30 protein-coding genes are annotated in these 24,682 nt (G+C 62.9%); 14 read left to right on the top strand and 16 right to left on the bottom strand.

The annotated features are described in order from the left end of the window. Positions 1-48: 48 nt before the first annotated feature. Positions 49-354: a winged helix-turn-helix domain-containing protein gene (locus JF545_RS00775; protein ID WP_206937177.1), complete on the bottom strand. Its 306-nt coding sequence runs from the start codon at positions 352-354 to the stop codon at positions 49-51. 201 nt (positions 355-555) lie between these two features. On the opposite strand from JF545_RS00775, the gene JF545_RS00780 reads away from it, so the two are divergent. Genes JF545_RS00780 through JF545_RS00795 form a run of 4 tightly spaced genes read left to right on the top strand, consistent with a single transcriptional unit; the run spans position 556 to position 3,776 of the window. Beyond that, entirely contained in the window at positions 556-1,095 is a 540-nt protein-coding gene (locus JF545_RS00780) for an iron transporter (RefSeq protein WP_206937180.1), read from the top strand. Between the two features lie 16 nt (positions 1,096-1,111). Continuing rightward, complete coding sequence (locus JF545_RS00785) at positions 1,112-1,510, top strand: cupredoxin domain-containing protein (protein WP_224852041.1); 399 nt, start codon at positions 1,112-1,114, stop codon at positions 1,508-1,510. Further along, positions 1,507-2,346 (top strand): FTR1 family iron permease, encoded by an 840-nt coding sequence (locus tag JF545_RS00790; RefSeq protein WP_206937182.1) that lies wholly within the window; start codon positions 1,507-1,509, stop codon positions 2,344-2,346. The genes JF545_RS00785 and JF545_RS00790 overlap by 4 nt, the downstream gene beginning before the upstream one ends. 2 nt (positions 2,347-2,348) lie before the next feature. Next, positions 2,349-3,776 carry a 4Fe-4S binding protein gene (locus JF545_RS00795; protein ID WP_206939120.1) on the top strand — a complete coding sequence of 476 codons (1,428 nt, stop codon included), beginning with the start codon at positions 2,349-2,351 and terminating at the stop codon, positions 3,774-3,776. Between the two features lie 27 nt (positions 3,777-3,803). Here JF545_RS00795 and bioA read toward each other — a convergent pair whose 3' ends face one another. The 13 genes from bioA to JF545_RS00860 all read right to left on the bottom strand — a co-directional run bounded on the left by bioA (position 3,804) and on the right by JF545_RS00860 (position 14,235). Continuing rightward, entirely contained in the window at positions 3,804-5,078 is a 1,275-nt protein-coding gene (gene bioA / locus JF545_RS00800) for an adenosylmethionine--8-amino-7-oxononanoate transaminase (RefSeq protein ID WP_206937185.1), read from the bottom strand. Positions 5,079-5,173: 95 nt separating this feature from the next. Then, complete coding sequence (locus JF545_RS00805; RefSeq protein WP_206937188.1) at positions 5,174-5,698, bottom strand: hypothetical protein; 525 nt, start codon at positions 5,696-5,698, stop codon at positions 5,174-5,176. Positions 5,699-5,761: 63 nt separating this feature from the next. Then, positions 5,762-6,031, bottom strand: a complete 270-nt coding sequence (locus JF545_RS00810) for an HPr family phosphocarrier protein (protein ID WP_206939121.1) — start codon at positions 6,029-6,031, stop codon at positions 5,762-5,764. Between the two features lie 2 nt (positions 6,032-6,033). Then, positions 6,034-6,915 carry an RNase adapter RapZ gene (gene rapZ / locus JF545_RS00815; protein WP_206937190.1) on the bottom strand — a complete coding sequence of 294 codons (882 nt, stop codon included), beginning with the start codon at positions 6,913-6,915 and terminating at the stop codon, positions 6,034-6,036. Positions 6,916-7,146: 231 nt separating this feature from the next. Further along, on the bottom strand, positions 7,147-7,629 hold the full coding sequence (ptsN, locus tag JF545_RS00820; protein WP_206937193.1) for a PTS IIA-like nitrogen regulatory protein PtsN: 483 nt from the start codon (positions 7,627-7,629) through the stop codon (positions 7,147-7,149). A gap of 6 nt (positions 7,630-7,635) precedes the next feature. Beyond that, entirely contained in the window at positions 7,636-7,944 is a 309-nt protein-coding gene (hpf, locus tag JF545_RS00825; protein ID WP_206937196.1) for a ribosome hibernation-promoting factor, HPF/YfiA family, read from the bottom strand. A 180-nt stretch (positions 7,945-8,124) separates the two neighbouring features. Next, positions 8,125-9,537, bottom strand: coding sequence for an RNA polymerase factor sigma-54 (locus tag JF545_RS00830; RefSeq protein WP_206937198.1), 1,413 nt, complete (start codon positions 9,535-9,537; stop codon positions 8,125-8,127). A gap of 192 nt (positions 9,538-9,729) precedes the next feature. Beyond that, a complete protein-coding gene (gene lptB / locus JF545_RS00835) occupies positions 9,730-10,455 on the bottom strand; it encodes an LPS export ABC transporter ATP-binding protein (RefSeq protein WP_206937201.1) in 726 nt (241 codons plus the stop codon). After that, entirely contained in the window at positions 10,455-10,985 is a 531-nt protein-coding gene (gene lptA / locus JF545_RS00840; protein ID WP_206937203.1) for a lipopolysaccharide transport periplasmic protein LptA, read from the bottom strand. Before lptA ends, lptB begins: the two co-directional genes overlap by 1 nt. 44 nt (positions 10,986-11,029) lie before the next feature. Next, positions 11,030-11,605, bottom strand: coding sequence for an LPS export ABC transporter periplasmic protein LptC (gene lptC / locus JF545_RS00845; RefSeq protein ID WP_206937206.1), 576 nt, complete (start codon positions 11,603-11,605; stop codon positions 11,030-11,032). Next, positions 11,602-12,168 (bottom strand): KdsC family phosphatase, encoded by a 567-nt coding sequence (locus JF545_RS00850; RefSeq protein WP_206937209.1) that lies wholly within the window; start codon positions 12,166-12,168, stop codon positions 11,602-11,604. The genes lptC and JF545_RS00850 overlap by 4 nt, the downstream gene beginning before the upstream one ends. An 84-nt stretch (positions 12,169-12,252) precedes the next feature. Beyond that, a complete protein-coding gene (locus JF545_RS00855; protein ID WP_374107028.1) occupies positions 12,253-13,260 on the bottom strand; it encodes a KpsF/GutQ family sugar-phosphate isomerase in 1,008 nt (335 codons plus the stop codon). Between the two features lie 33 nt (positions 13,261-13,293). Continuing rightward, the gene (locus JF545_RS00860; RefSeq protein WP_206937222.1) at positions 13,294-14,235 is read right to left on the bottom strand and encodes a calcium/sodium antiporter; all 942 of its coding nucleotides are present in this window, start codon (positions 14,233-14,235) and stop codon (positions 13,294-13,296) included. Positions 14,236-14,482: 247 nt separating this feature from the next. Here JF545_RS00860 and JF545_RS00865 point away from each other — a divergent pair, with 247 nt between their 5' ends. The 9 genes from JF545_RS00865 (at position 14,483) to hisD (ending at position 21,525) form a co-directional block, all read left to right on the top strand. Then, positions 14,483-15,292: an ABC transporter ATP-binding protein gene (locus JF545_RS00865; protein WP_206937225.1), complete on the top strand. Its 810-nt coding sequence runs from the start codon at positions 14,483-14,485 to the stop codon at positions 15,290-15,292. Beyond that, positions 15,289-16,071: a lipid asymmetry maintenance ABC transporter permease subunit MlaE gene (gene mlaE, locus JF545_RS00870; protein ID WP_206937228.1), complete on the top strand. Its 783-nt coding sequence runs from the start codon at positions 15,289-15,291 to the stop codon at positions 16,069-16,071. The genes JF545_RS00865 and mlaE overlap by 4 nt, the downstream gene beginning before the upstream one ends. A gap of 17 nt (positions 16,072-16,088) precedes the next feature. Continuing rightward, entirely contained in the window at positions 16,089-16,553 is a 465-nt protein-coding gene (gene mlaD, locus JF545_RS00875) for an outer membrane lipid asymmetry maintenance protein MlaD (protein ID WP_206937232.1), read from the top strand. Between the two features lie 33 nt (positions 16,554-16,586). Beyond that, positions 16,587-17,237, top strand: coding sequence for an MlaC/ttg2D family ABC transporter substrate-binding protein (locus JF545_RS00880; protein WP_206937234.1), 651 nt, complete (start codon positions 16,587-16,589; stop codon positions 17,235-17,237). Next, positions 17,234-17,569 carry an STAS domain-containing protein gene (locus JF545_RS00885; protein WP_206937237.1) on the top strand — a complete coding sequence of 112 codons (336 nt, stop codon included), beginning with the start codon at positions 17,234-17,236 and terminating at the stop codon, positions 17,567-17,569. Before JF545_RS00880 ends, JF545_RS00885 begins: the two co-directional genes overlap by 4 nt. A 261-nt stretch (positions 17,570-17,830) precedes the next feature. Then, positions 17,831-18,085, top strand: a complete 255-nt coding sequence (locus JF545_RS00890) for a BolA family protein (RefSeq protein ID WP_206937239.1) — start codon at positions 17,831-17,833, stop codon at positions 18,083-18,085. 13 nt (positions 18,086-18,098) lie between these two features. Continuing rightward, positions 18,099-19,361: a UDP-N-acetylglucosamine 1-carboxyvinyltransferase gene (gene murA / locus JF545_RS00895; protein WP_206937242.1), complete on the top strand. Its 1,263-nt coding sequence runs from the start codon at positions 18,099-18,101 to the stop codon at positions 19,359-19,361. Positions 19,362-19,435: 74 nt separating this feature from the next. Further along, positions 19,436-20,086 (top strand): ATP phosphoribosyltransferase, encoded by a 651-nt coding sequence (gene hisG / locus JF545_RS00900; RefSeq protein ID WP_206937245.1) that lies wholly within the window; start codon positions 19,436-19,438, stop codon positions 20,084-20,086. A 125-nt stretch (positions 20,087-20,211) separates the two neighbouring features. Further along, complete coding sequence (hisD, locus tag JF545_RS00905; protein WP_206937247.1) at positions 20,212-21,525, top strand: histidinol dehydrogenase; 1,314 nt, start codon at positions 20,212-20,214, stop codon at positions 21,523-21,525. A gap of 302 nt (positions 21,526-21,827) precedes the next feature. On the opposite strand, the gene JF545_RS00910 is transcribed toward hisD, so the two are convergent. Then, positions 21,828-23,078, bottom strand: coding sequence for a Do family serine endopeptidase (locus JF545_RS00910; RefSeq protein WP_206937248.1), 1,251 nt, complete (start codon positions 23,076-23,078; stop codon positions 21,828-21,830). A gap of 113 nt (positions 23,079-23,191) precedes the next feature. On the opposite strand from JF545_RS00910, the gene JF545_RS00915 reads away from it, so the two are divergent. Beyond that, complete coding sequence (locus JF545_RS00915; RefSeq protein ID WP_206937261.1) at positions 23,192-23,953, top strand: Nif3-like dinuclear metal center hexameric protein; 762 nt, start codon at positions 23,192-23,194, stop codon at positions 23,951-23,953. 171 nt (positions 23,954-24,124) lie between these two features. Here the strand turns inward: JF545_RS00915 and JF545_RS00920 are convergent, their stop codons facing one another. After that, positions 24,125-24,556 carry a YhcB family protein gene (locus tag JF545_RS00920; RefSeq protein WP_206937263.1) on the bottom strand — a complete coding sequence of 144 codons (432 nt, stop codon included), beginning with the start codon at positions 24,554-24,556 and terminating at the stop codon, positions 24,125-24,127. Positions 24,557-24,682 lie beyond the last annotated feature (126 nt).

The following is a 24,682-nucleotide window of genomic DNA, read 5'->3' on the forward strand; positions in this document are numbered from 1 at the left end:
GAACGTAAGAGGAGTGCCAGGATGACGCCGGCTACAGAGTGGGGTGGGTCAGCTCATTGCCGGGTAGCCGAGCGTCTGGCGCAGCCGCTCGGCGTGTGAGGCTAGCCAGGTCGCGTCGATGGGGCCCCAGTCGACGATGCGGTAATGGCCGATATTGTGGGGTTTGCCTTGTTCATGCTCGAAGTGGCATTCGATGTCCAGCTCTTCCAGTGCGGACAGGGTGTCCTGAGCGGTGCGACGTGGCATGCCGGTCGCTGTCGTGATGGCGGGAACCGTATCGACGCCGCTGGCGATGAGGTGGGCGACATATAGCCGACGGTAGAAGCTGGTGCGGGTCTTGCTCAGAGTCGCCATGGAGTGTCTGCTTGATATCACTTAAAGGTGAGTAAGCGTTACCCAATCGTAGGTGTGGTGCAAGTCGTCACGTCTAGTTTGACGCACGTCAGTAGTTGACGACAGGGCCCGACGTACAGTGGCACGGCGCCAAGGGATAATCATTCGTAAATGAAGGTCCCGAGGCGAGCCATCCCTGTCATCTACGCCTTGAGGTTCGTCATGTCCCCACTTGCTCTCCCTGCCCGAGCCTGTTCCCTCGTCGCGGCTGTCGCTTTCGTTGCCGTCTGTTCGTCCGCCTCCGCGCTCGAGTACCCCATCGGAGAGCCAGCCCTGATCAACGGCATGGAGGTGGCGGCGGTGTATCTGCAGCCAGTCGTCATGGAGCCGGCCGGTGCGCTGGTTGCCGGGGATGCCGATATTCACCTCGAAGCGGATATTCACGCCCTGGAAGATAACGCCAATGGCTTTGCTCCCGGGGCATGGATCCCTTTTCTGCATATCGACTATCGCCTGCAGAAGGAAGGTAGCGACAGCGTGATGGAGGGATCACTGATGCCGATGATTGCCAGTGACGGCACTCATTATGGCAGCAATGTGGCACTGGATGGCGCGGGAGCCTATCACCTGACCTTTCACGTGGAAGCCCCGGAGTTGATGCGCCACGTGGACAAGGAGACCGGGGTCGCGCCCTGGTATGCGCCCTTCGACGTCGAGTATGACTTCGTCTATGCCGGCGTCGGCAAGAAGGGCGGATACTGAGAAGGGAACTCACATCATGCTGTTGTTACGTCGTTCACCGTTGGGGGAAGCCCTCGTCAGAGGGCCGTTGGTGGCCCTGTCGCTGATGTCGCTGTGGGCCGTTGCGGGAGAGGGCCTGGCCGAGGGCCTGCCCAGCTATCGATTGACGCTTGATGACGGGCGTCTCGAGCCTACCCCGTTGCTGGTCAGAGCGGGGGAGCGGTTCAAGCTGGAGTTGCACAACAGCGGGGCCACCCCGGTCGAGTTCGAAAGTCGTCGCTTGCGCCAGGAGAAGGTGATGGGCCCTGGCGTCCACTCCTTTGTGGTCATCCATCCGCTCAAGCCAGGCCGCTATGAGTATTTCGATGAATTCCACCTGCCCGAGGCGCAGGGCGAAATCATCGCGGTTGCCCCAGATGAGCAGGCTGCACCATGAATGGAGCGGCCTTCGTGGTGGTGTTTCGTGAAAGCATGGAAGCCATTCTGGTGCTGGGTGTCCTCTACACCTGGCTGGTTCGCGCCGAGCGCCGTGATGCCCTGAGGTGGCTGTGGGCGGGAGCCATGGCGGGCATCGCGCTGGCCATCTCGTTAGGCGCGGCCTTGATGGGCGTCGGCGACGTGCTGAGCGGAGACGCCCAAACGCTGTTTCAGGTGATCATGTCGGCCGTGGCGGCGCTTCTGATCGTGCATATGGCGGCGTGGATGCGGCGTCATGGCGCGACGCTCAAGGGGGTACTTGAGCGCGACGCCCAGCGCTGCCTGGCACCGGTCCGTCAGTGGGGTATCGCCAGCCTGGCGGCGCTGGCGGTCGCCCGGGAAGGCGCCGAGACACTGGTATTTCTCTATGGCATCGGTGTCGCGCAATGGCATCAGGGCACGCGCTGGGACTTTGTCCTGTCCGCCGGCCTGGGGCTGGTGATGGCAGCGCTATGTTTCTGGGCATTGCAATGGACGTCGCGGCGCTTTGCCTGGCGCCTCTATTTTGTGATCAGCGAAGCATTGTTGCTGCTGGTGGCGGCCGGTCTTTGGGTGTCGGCGCTGGAAGGGTTGATCAATCTGGGCTGGTTGCCCGCTGGCATGGATCCGCTCTGGGATACCAGTCAGTGGCTGGACGACGGTCAGGGAGTAGGGGGGATGTTAGCCTCCATCGCTGGCTATCGGGCCTGGCCGCCCTCCACCCTGGTGTTGGGCTACATCGCGTATTGGTGGCTGGTCATCATGTACCTGCAGGTTCCCCTGCGTAGGCAGAGCAGAGATCGGGTGGCATCGTGAGCATGCGTCGCTGTCTGTCCGCATCAGTCAAGCGCGGCGACGATGAGCGCTCGCGCCTGGATCAGCTAGGACATTGGCTGGCCGATCATCGTCGAGCGGTGCTGGGGCTGCAATGGAGCGTCGTGCTGTTCTATGCAGTGTTGCTGCTGATACCCCCCCTGTTGCCGCTGCCCGACTACCAGTCTCACATCTTGGGACACCTTACCGTGTTCGCCGAATTCGTTTTCTGGGGTATCTGGTGGCCCTTCGTGATGGTCAGCATGGTCGTTGCGGGGCGGCTGTGGTGTGGCCTGCTGTGTCCTGAAGGGGCGATATCGGAGGCGGCCAGTCGCGTGGGTCTGGGGCGTGCGATACCGCGCTGGATGCGCTGGGGAGGCTGGCCCTTGGTGGGTTTTGTCATGACCACCGTGTATGGCCAATTGATCAGTGTCTATCAGTACCCGAAGGCGGCACTGCTGGTGCTGGGAGGCTCAACCGTAGCCGCCGCCCTGGTGGGGGTGGTCTACGGCAAGGGCAAGCGTGTCTGGTGTCGTCATCTGTGTCCCGTCAGCGGCGTCTTCGCACTGCTTGCCAAACTCTCGCCGCTGCACGTTCGCACCGAGCCAGCCAGCTGGCACCGCTATGGCCAAAGACGGCGCAGGGGCGAGGTCGCTCGCCAACCGGCTCCAGACTGTCCCGTGCTGCTTCCACTCAAGCAGCTGGACAGCGCCAGTGATTGCCATCTGTGCTCACGCTGCACCGGCTACAAGAGCGCGATTCATCTAGAGCTGCGTGCCCCCGGGGCTGAGGTGATCGCTCCCCCTCCCCAGCGGCCGGCCACCGTGTGGGAGTACCTGCTGGTGGTGTTTGGGCTGCTGGGTGTGGCGGTGGGTGCCTTCCATTGGTCTGCGAGTCCCTGGTTCGTGGCGGCCAAGCAATCGAGCGCGGTGTGGCTCTATGGTCATGGTGCGGGCTGGCTGCTGGATGCCACGGCACCCTGGTGGCTGCTGACCCGCTACCCTGAGCAACACGATGTGTTCAGCCTGCTCGATGGCGCTCTGCTGTTGGGCTATATCGGTGTGACGGCGCTGACCCTGGGAGGCTGGACAAGCGCGCTGCTGGGGTTGGCCAATCTGCTGCTGGGCAGGTGGTCCTGGCGGCGCCTGTGGCACCTGTCCTATGCGCTGATTCCTCTGGCCGGCGGAGGTGTGTTTCTGGGGCTGTCGATGACCACCCTGACGCTGCTGCGTGGGGATGGCTGGCAGCTGCTGTGGGCCGATGATGTGAGAGCGCTGCTGTTGACCCTTGTGGTGGTGGTCAGCGCTTGCTTGAGCTGGGGCCTGCTCGGACGTTACGTATCAGGCATGCGGCGTGGCCTGGCCATGGGGCTGATGGTGCTGGCCCAGGCGCCCGTGGTGGGCGCCTGGTGGTTGCTGTTCTGGGGCTGGTGATGCCGCTATCGCGGGAGTGCGACAGGACTAGGCGGCATCCAGGAAGGGCGCCTTCATGGCGTCGATGATCTGGCGCATCTCCTCGTCGGAGGTGATGTAGGCGGGCATGGTATAAAGCCATCGGCCGAAGGAACGCAGCCACACTCCGCGTGAGCGGGCGATGTCAGCCGCATGGGCAAGAGCGGAGGCATCGTGCACTTCGATGACTCCGGTAGCTCCCAGCACGCGCACGTCAGCGACAGCAGGATGCTGGCGCAGACTGTCGTCGCCGGCCAGCTCGCGGGTCAGGATGGCATTGAGGTGCGAGATCTTGCCCAGGTAGTCCTCCTCCTCGAACACTCGCAGGCTCTCCAGCGCAACCCGACAGGCCAGCGGGTTGCCCATGAAGGTGGGGCCATGCATGAAGGCATGCAGCTGGCTGTCACCGATGAAGGTGTCATGGACGCGGGTGGTGGCCAGGGTGGCGGCATGGCCCAGGTAGCCGCCGGTCAAGCCTTTGGACAGCACCATGATGTCGGGCGTGATATCGGCATGGTCGGCGGCGAACATCTTGCCGGTGCGGCCAAAGCCGGTGGCGACTTCATCGAACACCAGCAGGACATCAAACTCGTCACACAGCGCTCGTGCGCCGCGCAGATAGTGCGGTGACGTCATGTTGAGACCACCCGCCGCCTGCAGCAGGGGTTCCATCAGCAGGGCGGCTATCTCGTGGTGGTGCTGCTCAAGCACGCTGCGTAGCGCCGCCAGATCCGCCTCGACCTGTTGCGCAGTGGCGCCATAAGGCGCCTTGGGTGCCGGCGCGAAGTGGTGTTCGGGCAGGTAGCCGGCAAACAGCGAGTGCATGCCTTCCTCCGGGTCGCACACTGCCATGCAGCCGGCGGTGTCACCGTGGTAGGCCTTCATCAACGACAGCATCCGGCGCTTGCCCGAATGGCCACGCAGATGGTGGTACTGGACGGCCATCTTCATGGCCACTTCCATGCCGACGGAACCGCTATCGGAGAAGAACACGTGCTCGAGTCCGTCGGGTGTGAGTCGCACCAGCTCCCGCGCCAGCTGATCGGCGGGATCGTGGGTCAGCCCGCCCAGCATGACATGGCACAGGGTGTCAGCTTGTTGCTTGATGGCGTCGACCAGGCGCGGATGACCGTAGCCATGAATCATGCACCACCATGAGCAGGTCGCATCGAGCAGAGATTCGCCGGTGTCCAGGGTGAAGCGGGTGCCGCGCCCGCCGACCACCCTGGGTGCGGCGGCTTGTGTCTTGAGGTGGGCGTAGGGGTGCCAGACGGGAGAGGGCATCTCGGCTCCTGAGGGTTTAGTAAACCAAAAATATTTCGTCGAGTTTACCATTGCTCCCGCGGCTCCCACCAGCCGGGTAGGCTCCGTCAGGCTATTCAGGGATGCTGGGCGTCGACGCGCTTGAGGAAACGCTCGAACAGAAAGGACTCCTCGTTCTTGAGGGACCGGCTGAGGCAGTCGATGAACTCCCGGCGTGGATAGGTGAAGACGCGCGGGGCCTTGTAGGCATCCAGATCGATGGCGATGATCGTACCGTCGACCACCAGGAAGTTGTCGGTATGCAGGCCTCGACAGTGAATGCGGTCACGATACAGCGCTTCCAGGATGTCCAGGTAGCGCTCCTGCAAGGCGGGATCATCGAGTACCAGCTGTTTCAGCGCCACACCATGGACGTTGGCGGTGACCAGACGGTAGCGCTGAGCGTCAAGAATGGTGGGCGTGTCGATTCCCAGGCGCTCCAGGCGACGGGCTACGTAGCGAAAGTTGTGTCCCGGGTAGCGGCGAATGCCCAGGCGGTAGCGCCAGCGATCGCTCGCCTTGGGTGTGAAGGTCTTGATAAAGGCATCCTGGTCCGGGTCGTAGTGGACCTCGGTGTACTTGCCAGTCTGGATAAGCTGCATGATGTCCTTTGAAGCGAGGCGAAATCGAAGGGTAGGGCAGGGTCAGCGCAGTGGCCGAGGGCCTTAGGCGTCTTCGTCGAAGCGTGCGACGAACAAGGCCTCAAGGGCGTCGAGCACCGCATCGGCGTCGGGACCTTCTGCTTCCAGGGTCAACACGGTGCCGCAGGGGGCCGCCAGCATCAGCAGGGACATGATGTTGGCGGCATCCCCACAGCGCTGACCGTGGTGCACGGTCACGGAGGCGTCGAACGTCTGACAGCAGGTGACCAGGCGAGTGGCCGCCCGAGCGTGCAGCCCGCGGCGGTTGGTAAGGGTCAGTTCGCGTCTGGCCACGCTCATTGTGCCCCGCTGTCCAGACGACGTTGCTGGCCAAGCTCGCGGTGGCGCAGGCGTATTCTCGGGTGGTCATCGACCAGCGCCGCGGCGATGCTCTCGGCCAGATAGACCGAGCGATGCTGACCCCCGGTGCAGCCTACGGCCACCGTCAGATAACTGCGCTGGCTGGCCTGATAGCGTGGCAGCCAGTTGCGCACCCAGGTCAGGATGTCGCGCTTCATGTCGGCGACGTCCTGATAGTGCTCAAGGAAGGTGATCACGCTTTGATCGCAGCCGTTGGCATCCCGCAGCGATGGCTCCCAGTAGGGGTTAGGCAGGCAGCGTGCATCGAACACGATGTCGGCGTCGGGGGGCACGCCACGCTTGAAGCCAAAGGACTCGATGGTCAGGCTCAGCTGGCCGCTGCGATGATCGGCCACCTGCTCGGCGATGCGTGAACGCAGCTCATGTACGGACAGGCGGGAGCTGTCGATGATCAGATCTGCCAGGTCGCGAATGCCAGACAACGCCTTCTGCTCGGACTCGATGGCCTCGGCCAGGGTCATGTCGGTATTGCGGGTCAGCGGGTGGCGGCGTCGAGTATGGGAGTAGCGTTCCAGCAGAATCCGCGCGTCGCTGGTGAGATAGACGACCTGACAGTCGATGGGACCTTGCTTCAGCGCCGTCAGCTGCGCGGGAAAACGCTCCAGCGCCTCGGGCAGATTGCGCGCATCGACACTGACGGCAATGCGCTGTGAATGTCCATTCTCCAGCTCTTCGACCAGTGACCCCAGCAGCGTCGCTGGCAAGTTGTCGATGGCGTAGAAGCCCAGGTCTTCGAGAGCCTGAAGCGCCACGGACTTTCCCGAGCCAGAGCGACCACTGATGATCACGAGCTGCATGTCCTGTCTCCTTGGCAGGGGGCGATAAGAGGGCAGTTGGTGTCAACCGCGCGGTGACGGCCAGATCACGCTCGATCAGAGCGTACTATCTAGCTAGATGGTAATCAGCTAGATGGCAATCAGCTAGAGGTTAATCAGCGAGATCCCCATCAGCGAGGCGCCATTCTTCAAGGCGCCAGGCAAGGCGTGCGCCATCAAGGCATAGGATCAAGGCGCTTTCGCTGCGTGCCGTCAGCTCGTGGCGTCGCCCGGGGCTTGCTGGCGAATCGCTTCCTGCAAGCGCTCGTGCAGCTCGCGCTGGGACGTCGCGTGGCGCAGGCGATGTCGGGTATCGGCGTCATTCATGACCCCGGCCACCTGTCCCAGCAGGGCAAGGTGAGCATCATCCGCTTCCTCAGGCACCAGCAAGACAAATACCAGGTCCACCGGTTCGCCGTCGATGGCGTCGAAATCAATCGGCTCTGCCAGCTTGAGAAAGCCAGAGATAGGGGCCTTGCAGTGAGGGTTGCGAGCATGCGGAATGGCCACGCCATTGCCGATGCCGGTGCTACCCAGACGTTCGCGGCCGATCAGGCGACTGAAGACTTCCTGGCTATCCAGGCTTGGTGTGTTCTGCGCAATGAAGGTGCTGAAAAATTCCAGCACCCTCTTCTTGCTGCCCCCCGGGACGTCAAATAGCGTGCGCTCGGGGGGGAGAATGGCATCCAATGTCATGAGAGGTCAGCGAATTCCGGCGCCTTGGGCGCGGGCTTGGGATTTTTCCTTGTGCTTGACGAGCTGGCGGTCCAGCTTGTCGGCAAGGGCGTCGATGGCGGCGTACATGTCGCCGTCCTGGGCTTCTGCATGCAGGTCTGCACCGGCAGCGTGAAGCGTACAGGCAGCCTGTTGGCGCTCCTTCTCCACCGAGAGGGTGACCTGCACATTGGTGATGTTGTCGTAGTGGCGCTCCACACGGGCGAGCTTCTCTTGTACGTAGTCACGCAGGGGATCGGTCAATTCGACGTGGTGGCCGGTAATGTTGACTTGCATGACAAGGCTCCTTGCTCTTGCGGGTGGTAGCCCGATTGTAACCCTTTTTCCGATCCTGCAAACCCCCCTGCTTCTAAGCATTAAGACGCAGATGTCGTGCGATATTTCAAGCGCTTGCGCTTTTCATGTAACTGCGCTACGCGCTCTGCTCGCCGCCTGTCTCGAGCCATCTGACCGGGCTCAGCGCAGGCGCTTGCGCTCGCTTGAAGAGGGAATATTCATCGCTTCTCGATACTTGGCGACGGTGCGTCGGGCGACGTTGACACCGTCTTCGGCGAGCAGCTCCACCAATTTGCTGTCAGACAGCGGTTTGCGAGGCGGCTCCTGCTGGACCAGCGACTTGATCATGGCGCGTATGGCAGTGCTGGAATGGGCATCCCCATCCTGGCCCACCTGGCTGGAAAAGAAATACTTGAGCTCGAACACTCCCCGTGGCGTATGCACGAATTTCTGGGTCGTCACCCGGGAGATGGTCGATTCGTGCATCTCCACCTTGGCCGCAATGTCTGCCAACACCAGTGGTTTCATGGCGGCTTCACCCTGCTCGAGGAAGTCGAGCTGCCGCTCCATGATTTCGCGTCCGACCCTCAACAGGGTGTCGTTGCGGCTTGCCAGGCTCTTGATCAGCCAGCGCGCCTCCTGCAGGTGGTCCTTCAGAAACTGGTTGTCCTGGCTCTTGTCGGCCCGTCGGATCAACGCCGCATAGTCGGGTTGAATGCGCAGGCGTGGCATCGCCTCAGGGTTCAGCTCGACGCGCCAGCCTTCTTCGGTGTGGCGGACCACCAGATCGGGAATGACATAGTCGTTGTCGCTGTCGCCGTACTGGCTGCCAGGCCTAGGGTCGAGGCCACGGATCAGTTCGATGACATCGTCCAGCTGCTCTTCGGTCAGGCTCAGGCGGCGCTTAAGCAGACGACGATCACCGCTGGCCAGCGCCTCGAGAAACTGGCGTACCAGTCTTCCCGCCTGGGGCAGAAGGGGGGTGTCACGCGGCAGGCTGTCCAGTTGCAGCTGCAGGCATTCGCGCAAATCTCGGGCAAATACACCGGTAGGTTCGAATTGCTGCAGCCTGGCCAGCACCGACGCCACGTCCTGCAGGGGCGGGGCAGCAGCGTCGTCATCGGCCAGGCCCTGGGCGATATCGTCAAGGTGTCCCACCAGGTAGCCATCGCCGTTGACCGCGTCAATCAGGCACTCTGCGATGCGCCTGTCATTATCATTGAGGTCCAGCAGGGCCAGCTGCCAGCTAAGGTGGCCATGCAGGGATTGCCCGCTGGCCTGGCGCTCGAAGTCGGGCGCCTCGGCGCTGCCGGCCGGGGCGGTGCCAAGGTCTTGATAGGTATCGGACCAGTCGCTGTCGACCGTTAGCTCGGAGGGGATCTCGTCGGCCCAGTCATCGTCCTTGCTGTCCTTGACCTGCAGCTCGCCGAATTCATCCTCCAGCTCGAGCATCGGGTTGGCCTCGAGCGCCTGCTGGACTTCCTGGCGCAGGTCCAGCGTGGAAAGCTGGAGCAGGCCAATAGCCTGTTGCAGCTGAGGGGTCATGGTCAGCTGGGTGCCGATCTTCAGCTGCAGTGACGCCTTGAGGGCCATGATGTGACTTCCGTTCGTGGAGCTGAAAAGCCTTACCCTAACGGCGGGTCAGGTACCATGCAAGCTTCTTGCCAACTTGTGGGCGGGGCGCGGCGCGCAGGGCTTGCTGTGCTCCGCATGCGCGTCAGTGCAAGGTCGAGCGGGCGCCATGAAGACCCTGCCAACATAGCGGCCCGGCAGCGCCCATGGTGGTTAAAGGCGAAAGTTTTCGCCGAGATAGACTTCCTTGACGCGCTGGTTGGCAAGGATCGACTCGGCACTGCCTTCGGCGATGATCTGGCCGTCGCCGACAATGTAGGCGCGGTCACAGATGTCCAGCGTCTCGCGCACGTTGTGGTCGGTGATCAAGACGCCGATGTCACGAGCCTTGAGCTGGCGAATGATCGACTTGATCTCGCCGACGGAGATCGGATCCACCCCGGCAAAGGGTTCGTCGAGCAGAATGAAGGCGGGTTCTGTGGCCAGGGCTCGGGCGATCTCGACCCGACGTCTTTCCCCGCCGGACAGGCTCATGCCCGGGTTGTCGCGAATGTGGCTGACATGGAAGTCTTCGAGCAGTTGCTCAAGGCGCGCCTGGCGACCTTCCCGGTCGAGGTCCTTGCGGGTCTCGAGGATCGCCATGATGTTGTCGGCTACGGACAGCTTGCGGAAGATGGAGGCTTCCTGTGGCAGGTAGCCAATACCCGCCAGTGCCCGCTGGTGCATGGCCGCGCGGCTCAGGTCGTCATCGTCGATGCTGATGGTGCCAGCATCCGCCCTGACCAGTCCGACGATCATGTAGAAGGAGGTGGTCTTGCCTGCGCCGTTGGGGCCCAACAGGCCCACGATGCTGCCCTGTTCGATGGACAGGCTGATGTCCTGGACGACGCGGCGCTTCTTGTAGCTCTTGGCCAGATGGCGAGCGTGGAGAGTCTTCATCAGTTTCCTTGGCTTTCCGGCTCGAGGGTCATGCGAATGCGCTGCTGGCCGTCGACACCCTGTGCGCTGGAGCGAGCCTGGACGACGCGGCGATCCAGAAAGTACTCCAGGTAGGCGCCGTCGAAGGTGTCATTGGCCTTGTGCAATTCCGCCTGGTCGATGAGTTCCATGCGGCGCTCGGCAACATGGTAGACCACCTTCTTGCCCCAGCCCTTGACCACCGGCTCTTCCGGCGAAGGCTGCTGCTCCAGATAGGCACGGGAGCCAGTCGCCGTGGCGCGGGACAGCTGACCCTGGTCGTTGCGCTGAATTTCCACACGCTCACCGGTCAGCAGCATGCTGCCCTGCTGAATACGCACATCGCCGGTATACACCGCTGTGCCTGCGCGGTCATCCAGGTCCAGCTGGTCGGCCTCTACCTGAATGGGGGCGCTGCGGTCGCTTTCCAGCGCCAGAGTGACGGTGCTGGTGGCGACGCTCGTCAGGCCCAGGGCCAGGGCGAGCAGTAGCGCGGGACGGGGACGCATCATGGAAGTGACTCCTTGTTAGGGCTCGGGCTGAGAGCGGCTCTGGCTTATTGAGGCTCTGGCGGATGATAGCCGGTGACATTGTCGGTCAGACGGGCGGTATTGTCATGGATCCAGGCATCGAAGCGCTCGCCTCGCATTTCCTGGGGGGGCTGACGCAATACCGCAGGCGTCTCACTCCAGGCGTGGCCTGAATCGCTGTCATAGACCAGCACCTCGGTATCCAGCTGCCAGCGCTCGGCAGGGGCCTCGAGGTGGGCATCTCCGGTCAGTGTCAGAGGGTTGCCGTCCGGGCCAAGTTCGCCGTCGGTGGCAGTGGCGATCCACAGGCGGCCGCTGTCATCGACAAGCTCCATGTCAGGTTGGTCGACGCGGGTGATGTCATCCAGCGGGGTGTGCACCAGACGTGGGGTCGTGATGCGTTGATGGGGCGCACCCTCGGTGTCGAAGCGCGTCAGGGTGGCATCGATCAGGTAGTAGTCCGGCTCGCCGGCCTGATCGTCGGTGATCAGGTCGGGCACAGTGCCGTCCCGCGGGTCGAGCAGGGCCAGACCGCCGCCCAGCACCAGCAGCAGGATGACCAGCCAGAAACGGAAGCCGGGCCGCAGTGAGCGCCATGTCATATCAGGGGTCCGTCCTTCAGGTAGCTGTCCACCACGCCGTCGAGTCGCCCTTGGGCAGCCAGCAAGGTATCCGTGATGTCGCGCACTGCGCCATGGCCGCCGTCGCGCTCGGTGACCCAGCGGGCGCGTTCGCGAATGTAGAACGGGGCGCCTGGCACGCTGATGCCCACGCCACAGCGGTCAATGCACGGCAGGTCGGGCAGGTCGTCTCCGCAATAGGCCACCTCTTCCAGTGACAGCGACAGCTCGGCGCACAGCGATTCCAGCGCCGGCAGCTTGCGTTCGACACCTTGCTGGACGTGCTGGATGCCCAGCGCCTTGGCGCGCTGGGAGACCATGGGTGAACTACGCCCGGTGATCAGAGCGACGTCGATTCCCGCGCGCCTGGCCAGCTTGATACCGTGGCCATCAAGGGTGTTGAAGGCCTTCAGTTCTGTACCGTCGGCATGAAAGATAAGCTGCCCATCGGTCAGCACGCCGTCCACATCCAGCGCCAGCAGCTTCACGCGGCCAAGTCGTTGCACCAGGTCAGGGGAGAGTGAGGCAAGTGGGTCGTGGGCCATCATGGCGATCCTTGATGTTGAGTGGGCAGAAGGAGTGACGGCAGCTGCCCGGCGGTAGCGCCCGGAGTGCCGCCAGGCCAGGCGTCAAATGACACCTGCTGCCAGCAGGTCATGCATGTGTAGCGCGCCAACCGGGCGCTGCTGGTCATCCACCACCGCCAAAGCGGTGATGCGACTGTCTTCCATCAGCTTGACGGCTTCCGCCGCCAGGGTGTCGGGACGGATGCGCCGTCCGGGACTGGTCATGACATCGTCCACGCTCAGGGTGCTGAAATCCTGGTGGCGGTCAAGGGTTCGGCGCAGGTCGCCATCGGTATAGACGCCCGCCAGGGTGCCGTCATCGGCCACTACGCAGGTGAAACCGAGGCCCTGGCGAGTGATCTCGAGCAGAGCATCTCTGAGCGGTGAGCCAGTCGCCACGACGGGAAGTCTGTCGCCGGTATGCATCAGGTCTGCCACCGTCAGCAGCAGGCGTTTGCCCAGGCTGCCACCGGGGTGGGACAGCGCGAAGTCTTCCGCGGTAAAGCCGCGGGATTCAAGCAGTGCGACGGCCAGGGCGTCACCCAGGGCAAGCGCGGCCGTGGTAGAGGACGTGGGGGCGAGATCGAGCGGGCAGGCCTCGCGTTCGACGCCGGCATCCAGATGGGCCTCGGCGTGGCGCGCCAGGGTCGACCCGGGCCTGCCGGTCATGCTGATCAGCGGAATGCCCATACGCTTCAATAGAGGCAGCAAGGCGGTAACTTCGGCAGTCTCGCCGGAATTGGACAGCGCCAGGACCACGTCACCTGGGGTGATCATGCCAAGGTCGCCATGGCTGGCTTCACCGGGATGAACGAAGAACGCCGGGGTGCCGGTGCTGGCCAGAGTGGCGGCGATCTTGCCGCCGATGTGGCCGGATTTGCCCATGCCTGTCACCACCACCCGTCCTTGGCAGGCCAGGATCAGCGTGCAGGCGCGCTCAAAGGCCTCATCGAGGCGCTGAATCAACGCATCGACCGCGTCGCGCTCCAGTTCCAGCGTGCGTCGGGCGATAGCGCGAACATTGATGGGTGTCGAGGGCGACGCCCCGTCGGGAAATTTGGTCATGGCCATGATTGTTGCCGTTTACCACCGTTGTCACAAGGGTCAGGCTGTCAGGGAGGTACCCAGCCAGAACAGATAGAAGGCGTAGCTGGCTGCCAGCAGCGCGCCGACGATGCGTCCGACGCGCCCGCGGCGCTGCCACAGCAGGATGGCCGCCAGTGCCAGCGTCAGGCCGAGCATGACCGGAAAGTCGCGCCCCGCGGCGTCAGGGTCGGTGGCCCCCGGTGCCAGCAAGCCAGGTACGGGCAGCACGGCCAGCATGTTGAACAGGTTGGAGCCGATGACATTGCCGATGGCGAGGTCGTGGTGACGCTTCAGGGCGCTGGCAACACAGGCGGCAAGCTCGGGCAGGCTGGTGCCGATAGCGACGACGGTCAGGCCAATGACCAGCTCGCTCACCCCGAAGGAGCGTGCCAGCTCGGTTGCGCCCCAGACCAGCCCGCGGGAGCTGGCGATCATCACCGCCAGGGTCACGACCAGCCAGACAAGGGCCTTGCCCAGCGCCATGCCGGGGATCTCGCCGGCGACGTCCTGTTGCCCTTCGTCTGCGCGAAACAGCCACCAGATGCTGAACACCAGCAGGGCCAGCAGCAGGGCCGCGTCGACGCTGTTCAGCTGGCCATCGGCCAGGGCATAGCCGGCCAGTCCGGTCGCGCCCAGCAGTAGTGGCAGTTCGCGACGAACGATGCTGAAACGCACCGGAATCGGCACGACCAGGGCGGTCACGCCCAGTACCAGCGCGATGTTGGCGATGTTGGAGCCGAGTGCATTGCCGGTAGCAAGGTCAGGCGTGCCATCCAGTGATGCCATCACCGACACGACGATCTCCGGGGCGGAGGTGCCGATGGAGACGATGGTCATGCCGACCAGCATGATGCTCATGCCGGCGCGATACGCGGTTGCAGCGGCCGCGCCAACGAAGCGATCGGCGCTCCATAGCAGGCCAACAAGACCAAGAGCGACAGCGACGAGCGGTAACAACATGCGGACAACCTGATGGTGAATATCGAGGGCGCCCATTGAACCCTGCCAACATCCTGCGCGCAAGCGCGCAGCCGCTGCACTGGCGTGGCATGTTTCAGTTAAGATACGATGTTCGAAAACCGAGCGCATGGCAACGCGCTCTATCATGTTTCCTGGTTCCATGGTCGTGGCGGAGCCCGTCTGCGTTTTGCAGCGAGCGAGGCAGCGGCGTTTGTTTCATGGCGACCATCATTGTTTGGGGACTGCGATGACGGCTTCCTCCTTGGTGGAGGTGGAGAACCTGCATTTCACGCGCGGCGATAGAGATATCTTTCGTGGCGTGGATCTCTCCATTCCCCGCGGCAAGATCACGGCCATCATGGGCCCCAGTGGTACCGGCAAGACCACTCTGCTGAAGCTGATCGGCGGGCAGCTGGCGCCGAGCGCCGGCAGGGTGCTGATCGACGGGCACGATGTGCACCGACTGTCGCGCAAGGATCTATTCCAGATGCGGCGACGCATGGGCATGCTGTTCCAGAGCGGTGCGCTGTTCTCCGACCTTAGCGTGTTCGAGAACGTGGCGTTTCCCCTGCGCGTGCATACGGATCTTCCGGAGAGCATGGTGCGCGATGTGGTGCTGATGAAGCTCGAAGCGGTCGGGCTGCGTGGTGCTCGCGATCTGATGCCTTCGGAGCTGTCTGGCGGGATGACGCGGCGAGTGGCGCTGGCGCGTGCGGTGGCCCTCGACCCTGAGCTGATTCTGTATGACGAGCCATTCGTCGGTCAGGATCCGATCTCGATGGGTGTGCTGGTTCAGCTTATTCGTCGTCTCAACCAGGCTCTGGGCTTGACCTCGGTGGTGGTCTCCCATGATATCAAGGAGACCTTGTCCATTGCCGATTATGTCTATGTGGTAGCGGACGGAAGAGTCATGGCCCACGGTACGCCCGCTTCTCTGGACGTCGAGCAGGACCCCCGCGTCAGCCAGTTTGTGCATGGCGAGCCGGATGGGCCTGTCCCGTTCCATTACCCGGCCAATGATTTCTATGACGATATTCTGGGGCAGGAGGAAGCATGATCGAGCGGATCAGTCGCCTTGGGCGGCGTGGCTGTGACCTGCTCGAGGCAGTGGGCCGGGCAGGGCTATTTCTAGCGCAATCGATGTTTGGCCGTCCCACCATGGGGGGCATCAGTCTGTGGATTGCCCAGGTCTACATGGTCGGTGTGCTGTCGCTGGCGATCATTCTTGTATCTGGCCTGTTTATCGGCATGGTGCTGGCGCTGCAGGGCTACACCATTCTGGTCGACTTTGGCGCGGCGGATGCGCTGGGGCAGATGGTCTCCCTGGCCTTGCTTCGCGAGCTGGCGCCGGTGGTGGCGGCACTGCTGTTTGCGGGACGCGCGGGGTCAGCGTTGACCGCCGAGATTGGCCTGATGAAAGCCACTGAGCAGCTGACCAGCATGGAAATGATCGGCGTCGATCCGCTGCGTAGAATCGTGGCGCCCAGACTGTGGGCTGGCTTTGTCTCGCTGCCGCTGTTGACCATCGGTTTCAGCGTAGTGGGCATCTATGGCGGTTATCTTGTCGGCGTCGAGTGGCTGGGGGTGTTCGAGGGCTCCTATTGGGGCAACATGCAGGCCAGCGTCGGGTTCTTCAACGACATTGGCAACGGCATCGTCAAGAGCCTGATGTTTGCCTTGGTGGTGACCTGGATCGCCGTGTTTCAGGGTTACGACCTGATCCCGACCTCCGAAGGTATCTCGCGGGCGACCACCCGGACCGTAGTGTATTCCTCCCTGGCCGTACTGGGCTTGGATTTCGTGTTGACCGCCGTGATGTTCGGCGGGCTTTCCTGATTTTTCGGAGACTGCCCATGAAGCGCAGCAAGACAATGGAATTGAGTGTTGGCCTGTTCATGCTGGCCGGCATATTGGGCCTGGTGTTCCTGGGGCTCAAGGTCAGCGGGCTCGACCTGCAGCGCGCCGACGACACCTTCGAGCTACGTGCCAACTTCGCCAACATCGGCGGTCTCAAGCCGCGGGCGCGGGTGACCATGGCGGGCGTTACCGTGGGTCGGGTCGAGAGCATTGACCTGAATACCGAGTGGTATGACGCCGAAGTCGTGATGTCTCTCGATAACGAACTTTCCGGCATGCTGCCGGACGACAGCACGGCCGCCATCTTGACGTCCGGCCTGCTGGGCGAGCAGTACATCGGTTTGTCCGTCGGCGGATCGCCGGAGATGATCGAGGACGGCGGTGTCGTGCGAGACACTCAGTCCGCGCTGGTGCTAGAGGAACTCATACAGCAATTCGTGTCCAACCTGACGAAAGACTGATCCGGCAGTTTCCGGACTGACAAGGAGGCTTCAATGACCCGTTCTCTGCACGCCATGGTTCAGCTGCGGCGCTGGATGGTAGCGCTGATGATGGTGCTGGTCAGCTTGCCCGCTCTGGCCCAGCAATCTCCCGAGCAAATGATTCGCGACAGCATCGATGGCTTGATGGGCAAGATCGATGGCCGTGAGTCGTACTATATGGAGCACCCTCAGGAGCTCAAGCAGGTGGTGGACGATAGCCTGCGCGGTGTTGCCGACTTTCGCTACATAGGCGCCAGCGTGATGGGGCGGTACTTCAACAACGCCACCTCGCAGCAGCGCTCTCGCTTCGTCGACGTCTTCAAGCAGACGCTGCTGGATACCTATGCCAAGGGCCTGGTGACGTTCGAGTATGACTCCATTCGGGTGCTCGACAACCAGTCGGCGGCTCGCTACGAGGATCAGGCCAGCGTCGACATGGAGGTGGTGGCGACCGATGGCACGGTTTACCCGGTCAGCTACACGCTGCGTCAGTCCAACGGCAAGTGGCAGGTGGTCAATGTGATCGTCAATGGCATCAACCTGGGCCTGACATTCCGCAATCAGTTTGACCAGGCGATGCGCCAGTACAACCGCGACTACGACGCAGTCATCAACAACTGGAGCCCCGACGTGGGTGTCGACGAGCTGGAGCGTGGTGCGTGAGCGTATTGATCGAAGTGGCGTCGGCCCGGTTGCTTGAGGACGAAGGCACCCTGAGGGTCTGCGGCAAGGTCAACTTCGAAGGCGCTGCCGAAATGGCGGAAGCAGGGCGTGAGTGGCTCGAAGAGCGGGCGCAGGGCTCCCCCGTGTGTCTCGACCTCAGTGAGGTCGAGCACGTGTCCAGCGCCGCGCTGACGATGATGCTCGAATGGGCGCGAACCATGCGTCGCGCAGGACTGTCGTTGAACAGCATCAAGCTGTCGCCTCCGCTATGGCAGTTGACGGAGCTTGCGGGGCTCGACGATCTATTGCCTTCGACCTGCGCACGCGCCTGACCGCTGTCGTCACTATCGTGCATGCCGCGCCCCCGAATGCGATGCGTATTCGGGGGCGCGCTGCTTTCGGAAGTCATCAGCGACAGGCTCCGTCGTGCCGTAGCCGGCTTGACCGCCGGCGGCACGTACCGAGCCTGGGGAAAGTGTCTACGTCATCGCCAAGCGCGTCGCTTTTCTTTACCATATGCCCTTTGTGTTTTTTCGGGCGCGGCGCACCCTCGTCGGCGCACCGTGTCTTACGCCAGTTGAAGGAGCAGGGGCATGCAACCCAGCGACGTTAAAGCGCTGCTCGAGAGCCGAGTCGACGGCTGCGAATTTCATATCCAAGGTGAAGGCTGCAACTTTCAGGTCATCGCCGTGGGCGAACGCTTCGCCGGACTGACGCCGGTCAAGCGTCAGCAGGTTATCTACGGCGCATTGTCAGAGGAAATTGCCTCTGGTGCCCTTCACGCCGTCAGTATCAAGACGTTTACCCCTTCCCAGTGGCAATCGGCCGCTGAGAACACTGGAGCCTGATGGTAGCGCCCGCATGGACAAATTGATCATTACCGGCAACGGACCCGCCGAGGGCGATGTCTGGGCCAGCGGTGCCAAGAACGCGGCTCTGCCGATTCTGTGTGCCACCTTGCTTTCCGAAGAGCCGGTAACCATCGGCAATCTTCCTCATCTTCAGGACATCACGACCACGCTTGAGCTGCTTGGCCATATGGGCGTGCAGGCCGTGATGGGCGAGAAGATGTGTATCCAGCTCAATGGGGCTCAGGTCAGCGATTGTCATGCGCCCTATGAGCTGGTCAAGAAGATGCGTGCATCAATTCTGGTGCTGGGTCCGCTACTGGCCCACTTCGGCAAGGCGGATGTGTCGCTGCCAGGTGGCTGTGCGATCGGCTCGCGTCCGGTGGACCTGCATATTCGTGGCCTGGAAGCCATGGGTGCCGACATTCGGGTCGAGGGCGGCTACATTCGCGCCAGCAGTGATGGACGGCTGAAGGGTGCCACCATCTTTTTCGATGTGGTCACCGTCACCGGCACCGAGAACCTGTTGATGGCGGCGACGCTGGCCGAAGGTACCACCATTCTGGAGAACGCCGCCAAGGAACCCGAGGTGGTGGATCTTGCCGAGTGCTTGATCAAGATGGGTGCGCGTATCCGCGGTCATGGAACCGACACCATCGTGATCGAAGGTGTCGAGCGCTTGCACGGGGCGCATCATGATGTGATGCCTGACCGTATCGAGACCGGAACCTTCCTGGTGGCAGCGGCGTTGAGCCGAGGTCGCGTCAGGGTCCGGCGTACCCGTGCGGACATCCTCGAGGCGGTGCTGGCCAAGCTTGAAGAAGCCGGTGCCAAGATCACCACCGGGGACGACTGGATCGAGCTGGACATGCAGGGGCGGCGACCGCGAGCCGTCAATATCCGCACCGCGCCTTACCCGGCTTTTCCCACCGACATGCAGGCCCAGTTCGTGGCCATGAATGCCGTTGCAGAGGGTTCCTCGCGGGTGGTGGAGACGATCTTTGAAAATCGCTTCATGCACGTACAGGAACTGAACCGCATGGGCGCGAACATCGCCCTTGAGGGAAATACCGCGGTGATCACCGGCGTCGAACGTCTGTCTGGCGCCCCGGTAATGGCCACCGACCTGCGCGCCTCGGCGTCGTTGGTCATCGCTGCGATGATGGCAGAAGGTGAGACCCTGGTGGACCGGATCTACCATATCGACCGCGGCTATGAGTGCATCGAGGAAAAGCTGCATCTTCTGGGTGCACGCATCAAGCGCGTTCCAGGTTAATGCGTTGGCGGGGGCGCCCCCGCCCCACGCGCGACACGCCACCTCGACATCCATCCCGACAACCGGGCGAGATCATGAGTAAGCAATTGATAGTGGCGCTCTCCAAGGGGCGCATCCTCGACGAGACCCTGCCGTTGCTGGCCGATGCGGGCATTCGTCCGGCGGAAGACCTGCGCAAGAGCCGTAAGCTGTTGTTCGACACCAACCTGCCGGACGTCAAGCTGGTGGTGATTCGAGCCACCGACGTGCCCACCTATGTCCAGCTTGGGGCTGCCGACCTTGGCGTCGCCGGCAAGGATGTGCTGCTTGAGCATGGGGCTGAAGGGTTGTACGAGCCGCTGGACTTGAACATTGCGCGCTGCAAGCTGATGACGGCAGGCATCCAGGGGGCTGAGCCTGCTCGGGCCAGGCGCCGGGTGGCGACGAAATTCGTCAATGTGGCGCGACGTTACTATGCCGAGCAGGGTATCCAGGCAGAGGTGATCAAGCTTTACGGGGCGATGGAGCTGGCGCCGCTGATGAACCTTGCCGACGAAATCGTCGATATCGTCGATACCGGCAATACCCTGCGTGCCAACGGCATGGAGCCCAGGGAGCTGATGGCGCATATCAGCACCCGTTTGGTGGTGAACCAGGCCTCGATGACGATCAAGCATGATCGGATCAAGCCGTTGATCAAGCGCCTGAGTGATGCGGTGGACGCGCGTCGGCAAGCCGCTGGCTGATCGGCGGGCTTGAGCGCCGGGATCAGGTGGTATGCCCCTGCTGACACGGTGGCAAGTGACGTGATAAAGCGTGACACGAAGGCGGGTGAGAGAAGGTGGTTGGACAAGACTGCGGAGATGACCAGATGGCCCAGCAAGCGCCGATAGTGGCAAGACTTTCGACCAGTGATGGCGATTTCACAGCGCGGCTTTCCGAGCTGCTGGCGTGGGAGGGGGTATCCGACCATCAGGTGCAGCAGACGGTCAGCGATATCATCGCCCAGGTACGCGAACAGGGTGATGAGGCGCTGGTAGAGCTCAGTCGGCGCCTGGATCGTCTCGAGGTGTCGAGCATGTCTGAGTTGCTGCTCGGGCCGGACCGCCTGCAGGCGGCCTACGACGGCCTGGAGAGCACTCAGCGAGATGCGTTGACCACCGCTGCCGATCGCATCCGCCGCTATCATGAGCGCCAGAAGCCAGAGTCGTGGCAGTACACCGAAGCCGATGGCACCGTGCTGGGGCAGAAAGTCACTCCGCTGGATCGTGCTGGCGTCTACGTGCCTGGTGGCAAGGCAGCGTATCCCTCATCGGTGTTGATGAATGCGGTGCCTGCCAAGGTGGCGGGTGTGGGCGAAATCGTCATGGTCGTTCCTACCCCGGATGGCGTGGTCAATGACCTGGTGCTGGCAGCTGCCCATCTTGCTGGGGTCGACAAGGTGTTTACCCTGGGTGGCGCCCAGGCGGTGGCTGCGCTGGCCTACGGCACGGCCAGCGTGCCCAGGGTCGACAAGATTGTCGGGCCAGGCAACATCTATGTCGCCACCGCCAAGCGCGCGGTGTTCGGGCAGGTCGGCATCGACATGATCGCTGGCCCCTCGGAAATCCTGATCGTCTCGGATGGCAAGACGGACCCGGAGTGGCTGGCCATGGATCTGTTTTCCCAGGCCGAGCACGACGAGATTGCACAGGCGATTCTGGTCAGCTGGGACGAACAGCACCTGGCCGAGGTAGAGCAGGCCATGCAGCGCTTGCTGCCCACCCTGGAGCGGGAAGAGATTGCCAGGGCGTCTCTGGCCAACCGCGGTGCGCTGATTGCCTGTCGTGATGAGGCGGAAGCGATTGAGCTGATCAACCGCATTGCCCCCGAACACCTTGAGCTGTCGGTGGAGAAGCCGGAGCTGATGGTCGACCAGGTGCGGCATGCGGGGGCGATCTTCATGGGACGTCACACGGCAGAAGCGCTGGGAGATTACTGTGCTGGCCCCAATCACGTGCTGCCTACCTCCGGCACGGCCCGCTTCTCCTCGCCGCTAGGGGTCTACGACTTCCAGAAGCGGTCGTCTCTGATCCAGTGCTCGCCAGAAGGGGCGTCAGTACTCGGTGAGACGGCGTCGGTGCTGGCCCGGGGCGAGTCGCTGACGGCTCACGCGCGCTCGGCAGAGTATCGCATCAAGCGCTGATCCTGGCGTCCAGGCAGGCGCTGCTCTGCTTGGTGGTAGAACGCAAAAGGCCCGGAATTTCCGGGCCTTTTGTGTTCTTGGGCGTTGTTGCCTGGGCGTTGTGGTCAGAGCTTTTTATCAACGTCTTGTTGTCAGCGCTTTGGAGGGGGCAGGGCGCCCTGGGCAGACGCTGGGGCTGTTCCAGGGGCGGTCCGCGCGGTTCTCCACAACGAATTTTCCACAGCGGCCTTTCCACGTCCGGCCCAGATAGCGACTGCCCGCACTGGAGGTTCAGAGAGCAGAGGGGTGCCGGCAAGCCCCCGTCAGTTGTCGGTGGCGGTTTCCTCATCCTGCAAGGCCTGTGACTGTGGTGTGGGGCGCTCGCCGACTTCCAGCGTGACGTTCAGTCGCTGACCCTTGCGTGCGACGCTGACGCTGAGTTCGGTTCCCGGTGCAACGGCGGCGATATCGCTCATGGTCCGCCGGGGGTCGATAACGGCGCGTCCGTCGACCTCCAGCAGCACATCCCCGGGCTTGAGACCCGCCTGATCGGCAGGGCCGTCGGAGACGACGCCGGCGATGATGACCCCAGCGGGGACCTGCAGTCCGAAGGAGGTCGCCAGCTCCTGGTTGAGCTCCTGGGCCTCGATGCCGAGCCAGCCGCGGATCACGCGACCGTGGGTCACCAACTCATCCAGGATGCTGCGTGCCAGATTGGCAGGGATAGCGAAGCCGATGCCCTGGGAGCCTCCGGAACGCGAAAAGATGGCGGTATTGATGCCGACCAGTGCCCCTTCAGGATTGACCAGGGCGCCCCCGGAGTTTCCTGGATTGATAGCCGCGTCGGTCTGAATGAAATCCTCGTAGGCATTGAGCCCCAGATGACTGCGTCCTGTGGCACTGATGATGCCCATGGTAACGGTCTGGCCTACTCCAAAGGGATTGCCGATCGCCAATGAAACATCGCCCACCGCCACTTGGCGTGAGTCGGTCAGCTCGATCACGGGCAAATCGTCGAGATCGATCTTGAGCACCGCCAGGTCGCTTTCCGGGTCGGTGCCAATGACCTGGGCCAGTGTCTCGCGGCCATCGCGCAGGGCCACCTGTACCTGGTCCGCGCCGCTGATGACGTGGTGATTGGTCAGGACGTAGCCGTCGGCGCTGACGATAACGCCAGAACCCAGGCTCGACAGCATGCGCTGACGGGAAGGGACGTCATTGTTGCCGAAGAACTGACGGAAGAAGGGGTCCGACATGAGTGGGTGTGTGTCGCGCTCGACCACCCGAGACGAGTACACATTGACCACCGCGGGCGCCGCTTTTTCGACCGCTTCGGCGTAGCTGACCGGTCCGCCCTCGCGGCTGAGGGGCGCTGCCTCGCGCACTTCTGGCGCGGGCCGCGGGGACGTCGTCGGCTCGACCGAGAGGGGTTGTTCGGGTGGGGTCAGTACCGGCGGCGATGTCAGCGTGGAGGGCGTGCGGCCCAGTCTCTCCGGGAAGGCATTGATCAGCACAATGGCCAGGAGGATGCCGATGAGGACTGGCCAGAAATAGAGGGAAAGGGTGCGTCGCATGCGGCGGAGGTCCTTGTTTGGCGGTCGCGGGCTGGCGAGGCGGTGCGTACAATGTGCGGCATTGTAGCATCGCTGAGGTGATGCTTGTCTGGACCTGCTTCAGGAGAACCTGCATGACGCAACGTGATGAGCTGGTGGCGGCCTGTGACCAGCTGCTGAATGTGTCCCGCTTCAAGGACTACACGGAGAATGGCCTGCAGGTCGAGGGCCGTGCCAGCGTTACCCGGGTCATGTCAGGCGTGACCGCATCCCAGGCGCTGGTCGACGAGGCAGTGCGCTGGCAGGCAGATGTGCTGCTGGTGCATCACGGCTACTTCTGGAAGAACGAGCCGGTGGCGATTACCGGCATGAAGCGCAAGCGGTTGGGTGCGCTGCTGGGCAGTGACATCAATCTGCTGGCGTATCACCTGCCGTTGGACGCTCACCCTGAGCTTGGCAATAACGCCATGTTGGCGCACCGACTCGGCCTTAGCGTGGCGGGCACCCTTGATGCCCCCATGGGGGAAGGGTTGCTGTGGCACGGGCAATTGAAGCGTCCGTCGACGATCGCTGAGCTGGCTGGGGCAGTGGGTCAGGCGTTGGCGCGGGAGCCCTTGTTGGTCGAGGCACCGTCCCAGGCGCCGGTCAGTCGGGTCGCCTGGTGCACCGGTGGTGCGCAGGACATGATTGCTCAGGCAGCGGCGGCGGGGGCCGAGGTCTTTATCTCGGGTGAGATCTCCGAAAGAACCACGCATATGGCCCGAGAGTTGGGTATCCACTACTTGGCGGCAGGCCACCATGCCACCGAGCGTTATGGGGTCGAGGCGCTTGGGGAGTGGTTGAAGCAGCGCTTCGGGGTGGAGCACCGCTTTGTGGATATCGACAATCCTGCCTGACGCCATGTCGTAACAGGAAAGATAGCAAGGGATGCGCTGCATAAGCGTCTGGGTGGACCATGTGGTGCGGGCCCGGCGTCACCCTCGGCTGATGTCGACAGCCCTGCGCAAGAGCCCGCATTATGCGGGCTCTTGCTGTTATGCGGGCGGGAGTGCGGTTAGCAGCTAGGGTCAGAAACGAGGCGGACGCGGCTCGTCCTCATTGGCGCTGCGCAGGCCGAAGTCTTCGGACAGTGTGCCACGGTTGCCGTCGGCGTAATCGCGAGGAATCGATAGATCTTCCTCGGCGGCAGCGGTGGGCTGCACGGTGTTCTCCTGGCTGATGGCCGTGCTGCCCAGCTGTTGGGCGGAGTCATGCAGCTGGCGGTTCAGTGCCTGTGCGTCCTGGCAGACTTTTTGTGTCAGCTGCTCCATGCGCTGAAGGTGCTCATCAACACCGTCCTTCCACTCGGTCAGCTGGCGTTCGCGTTCGGTCAGCTTGAGGCGCATGCGCTGGGCGCTTCGGGCGCCACCATTGAGCAGGTGGTAACCCAGTGCGCCGAGGCCGATGCCTGCCACCAGGCAAGCCGCTGCCAGGATCATGTTGAGGTTGCTTGGTTCCACTTGGTTCTCCCTGAGCACTTTCTGACGGCCGGGCGTCTCGCCCCGGGCGTCGGGCCATTATAGAGGCTTTGTCTCATAAAGGGTCAATGCCGTGTCCTGACCGTGGGCCCCGCCTGGGTGGTTCCG

Origin of the sequence: Halomonas litopenaei, assembly GCF_017303055.1 — a bacterium.
GTDB lineage: Bacteria > Pseudomonadota > Gammaproteobacteria > Pseudomonadales > Halomonadaceae > Halomonas > Halomonas litopenaei_A.

Excerpts from the sequence above, each read along its gene's own strand:
- JF545_RS00775 (WP_206937177.1), bottom strand. The coding sequence starts at position 354 with ATGGCGACTCTGAGCAAGACCCGCACCAGCTTCTACCGTCGGCTATAT.
- JF545_RS00780 (WP_206937180.1), top strand. The coding sequence starts at position 556 with ATGTCCCCACTTGCTCTCCCTGCCCGAGCCTGTTCCCTCGTCGCGGCT.
- JF545_RS00785 (WP_224852041.1), top strand. The coding sequence starts at position 1,112 with ATGCTGTTGTTACGTCGTTCACCGTTGGGGGAAGCCCTCGTCAGAGGG.
- JF545_RS00790 (WP_206937182.1), top strand. The coding sequence starts at position 1,507 with ATGAATGGAGCGGCCTTCGTGGTGGTGTTTCGTGAAAGCATGGAAGCC.
- JF545_RS00795 (WP_206939120.1), top strand. The coding sequence starts at position 2,349 with ATGCGTCGCTGTCTGTCCGCATCAGTCAAGCGCGGCGACGATGAGCGC.
- bioA (WP_206937185.1), bottom strand. The coding sequence starts at position 5,078 with ATGCCCTCTCCCGTCTGGCACCCCTACGCCCACCTCAAGACACAAGCC.
- JF545_RS00805 (WP_206937188.1), bottom strand. The coding sequence starts at position 5,698 with ATGCAGCTTATCCAGACTGGCAAGTACACCGAGGTCCACTACGACCCG.
- rapZ (WP_206937190.1), bottom strand. The coding sequence starts at position 6,915 with ATGCAGCTCGTGATCATCAGTGGTCGCTCTGGCTCGGGAAAGTCCGTG.
- ptsN (WP_206937193.1), bottom strand. The coding sequence starts at position 7,629 with ATGACATTGGATGCCATTCTCCCCCCCGAGCGCACGCTATTTGACGTC.
- hpf (WP_206937196.1), bottom strand. The coding sequence starts at position 7,944 with ATGCAAGTCAACATTACCGGCCACCACGTCGAATTGACCGATCCCCTG.
- JF545_RS00830 (WP_206937198.1), bottom strand. The coding sequence starts at position 9,537 with ATGGCCCTCAAGGCGTCACTGCAGCTGAAGATCGGCACCCAGCTGACC.
- lptB (WP_206937201.1), bottom strand. The coding sequence starts at position 10,455 with ATGAAGACTCTCCACGCTCGCCATCTGGCCAAGAGCTACAAGAAGCGC.
- lptA (WP_206937203.1), bottom strand. The coding sequence starts at position 10,985 with ATGATGCGTCCCCGTCCCGCGCTACTGCTCGCCCTGGCCCTGGGCCTG.
- lptC (WP_206937206.1), bottom strand. The coding sequence starts at position 11,605 with ATGACATGGCGCTCACTGCGGCCCGGCTTCCGTTTCTGGCTGGTCATC.
- JF545_RS00850 (WP_206937209.1), bottom strand. The coding sequence starts at position 12,168 with ATGGCCCACGACCCACTTGCCTCACTCTCCCCTGACCTGGTGCAACGA.
- JF545_RS00855 (WP_374107028.1), bottom strand. The coding sequence starts at position 13,260 with ATGGCCATGACCAAATTTCCCGACGGGGCGTCGCCCTCGACACCCATC.
- JF545_RS00860 (WP_206937222.1), bottom strand. The coding sequence starts at position 14,235 with ATGTTGTTACCGCTCGTCGCTGTCGCTCTTGGTCTTGTTGGCCTGCTA.
- JF545_RS00865 (WP_206937225.1), top strand. The coding sequence starts at position 14,483 with ATGACGGCTTCCTCCTTGGTGGAGGTGGAGAACCTGCATTTCACGCGC.
- mlaE (WP_206937228.1), top strand. The coding sequence starts at position 15,289 with ATGATCGAGCGGATCAGTCGCCTTGGGCGGCGTGGCTGTGACCTGCTC.
- mlaD (WP_206937232.1), top strand. The coding sequence starts at position 16,089 with ATGAAGCGCAGCAAGACAATGGAATTGAGTGTTGGCCTGTTCATGCTG.
- JF545_RS00880 (WP_206937234.1), top strand. The coding sequence starts at position 16,587 with ATGACCCGTTCTCTGCACGCCATGGTTCAGCTGCGGCGCTGGATGGTA.
- JF545_RS00890 (WP_206937239.1), top strand. The coding sequence starts at position 17,831 with ATGCAACCCAGCGACGTTAAAGCGCTGCTCGAGAGCCGAGTCGACGGC.
- murA (WP_206937242.1), top strand. The coding sequence starts at position 18,099 with ATGGACAAATTGATCATTACCGGCAACGGACCCGCCGAGGGCGATGTC.
- hisG (WP_206937245.1), top strand. The coding sequence starts at position 19,436 with ATGAGTAAGCAATTGATAGTGGCGCTCTCCAAGGGGCGCATCCTCGAC.
- hisD (WP_206937247.1), top strand. The coding sequence starts at position 20,212 with ATGGCCCAGCAAGCGCCGATAGTGGCAAGACTTTCGACCAGTGATGGC.
- JF545_RS00910 (WP_206937248.1), bottom strand. The coding sequence starts at position 23,078 with ATGCGACGCACCCTTTCCCTCTATTTCTGGCCAGTCCTCATCGGCATC.
- JF545_RS00915 (WP_206937261.1), top strand. The coding sequence starts at position 23,192 with ATGACGCAACGTGATGAGCTGGTGGCGGCCTGTGACCAGCTGCTGAAT.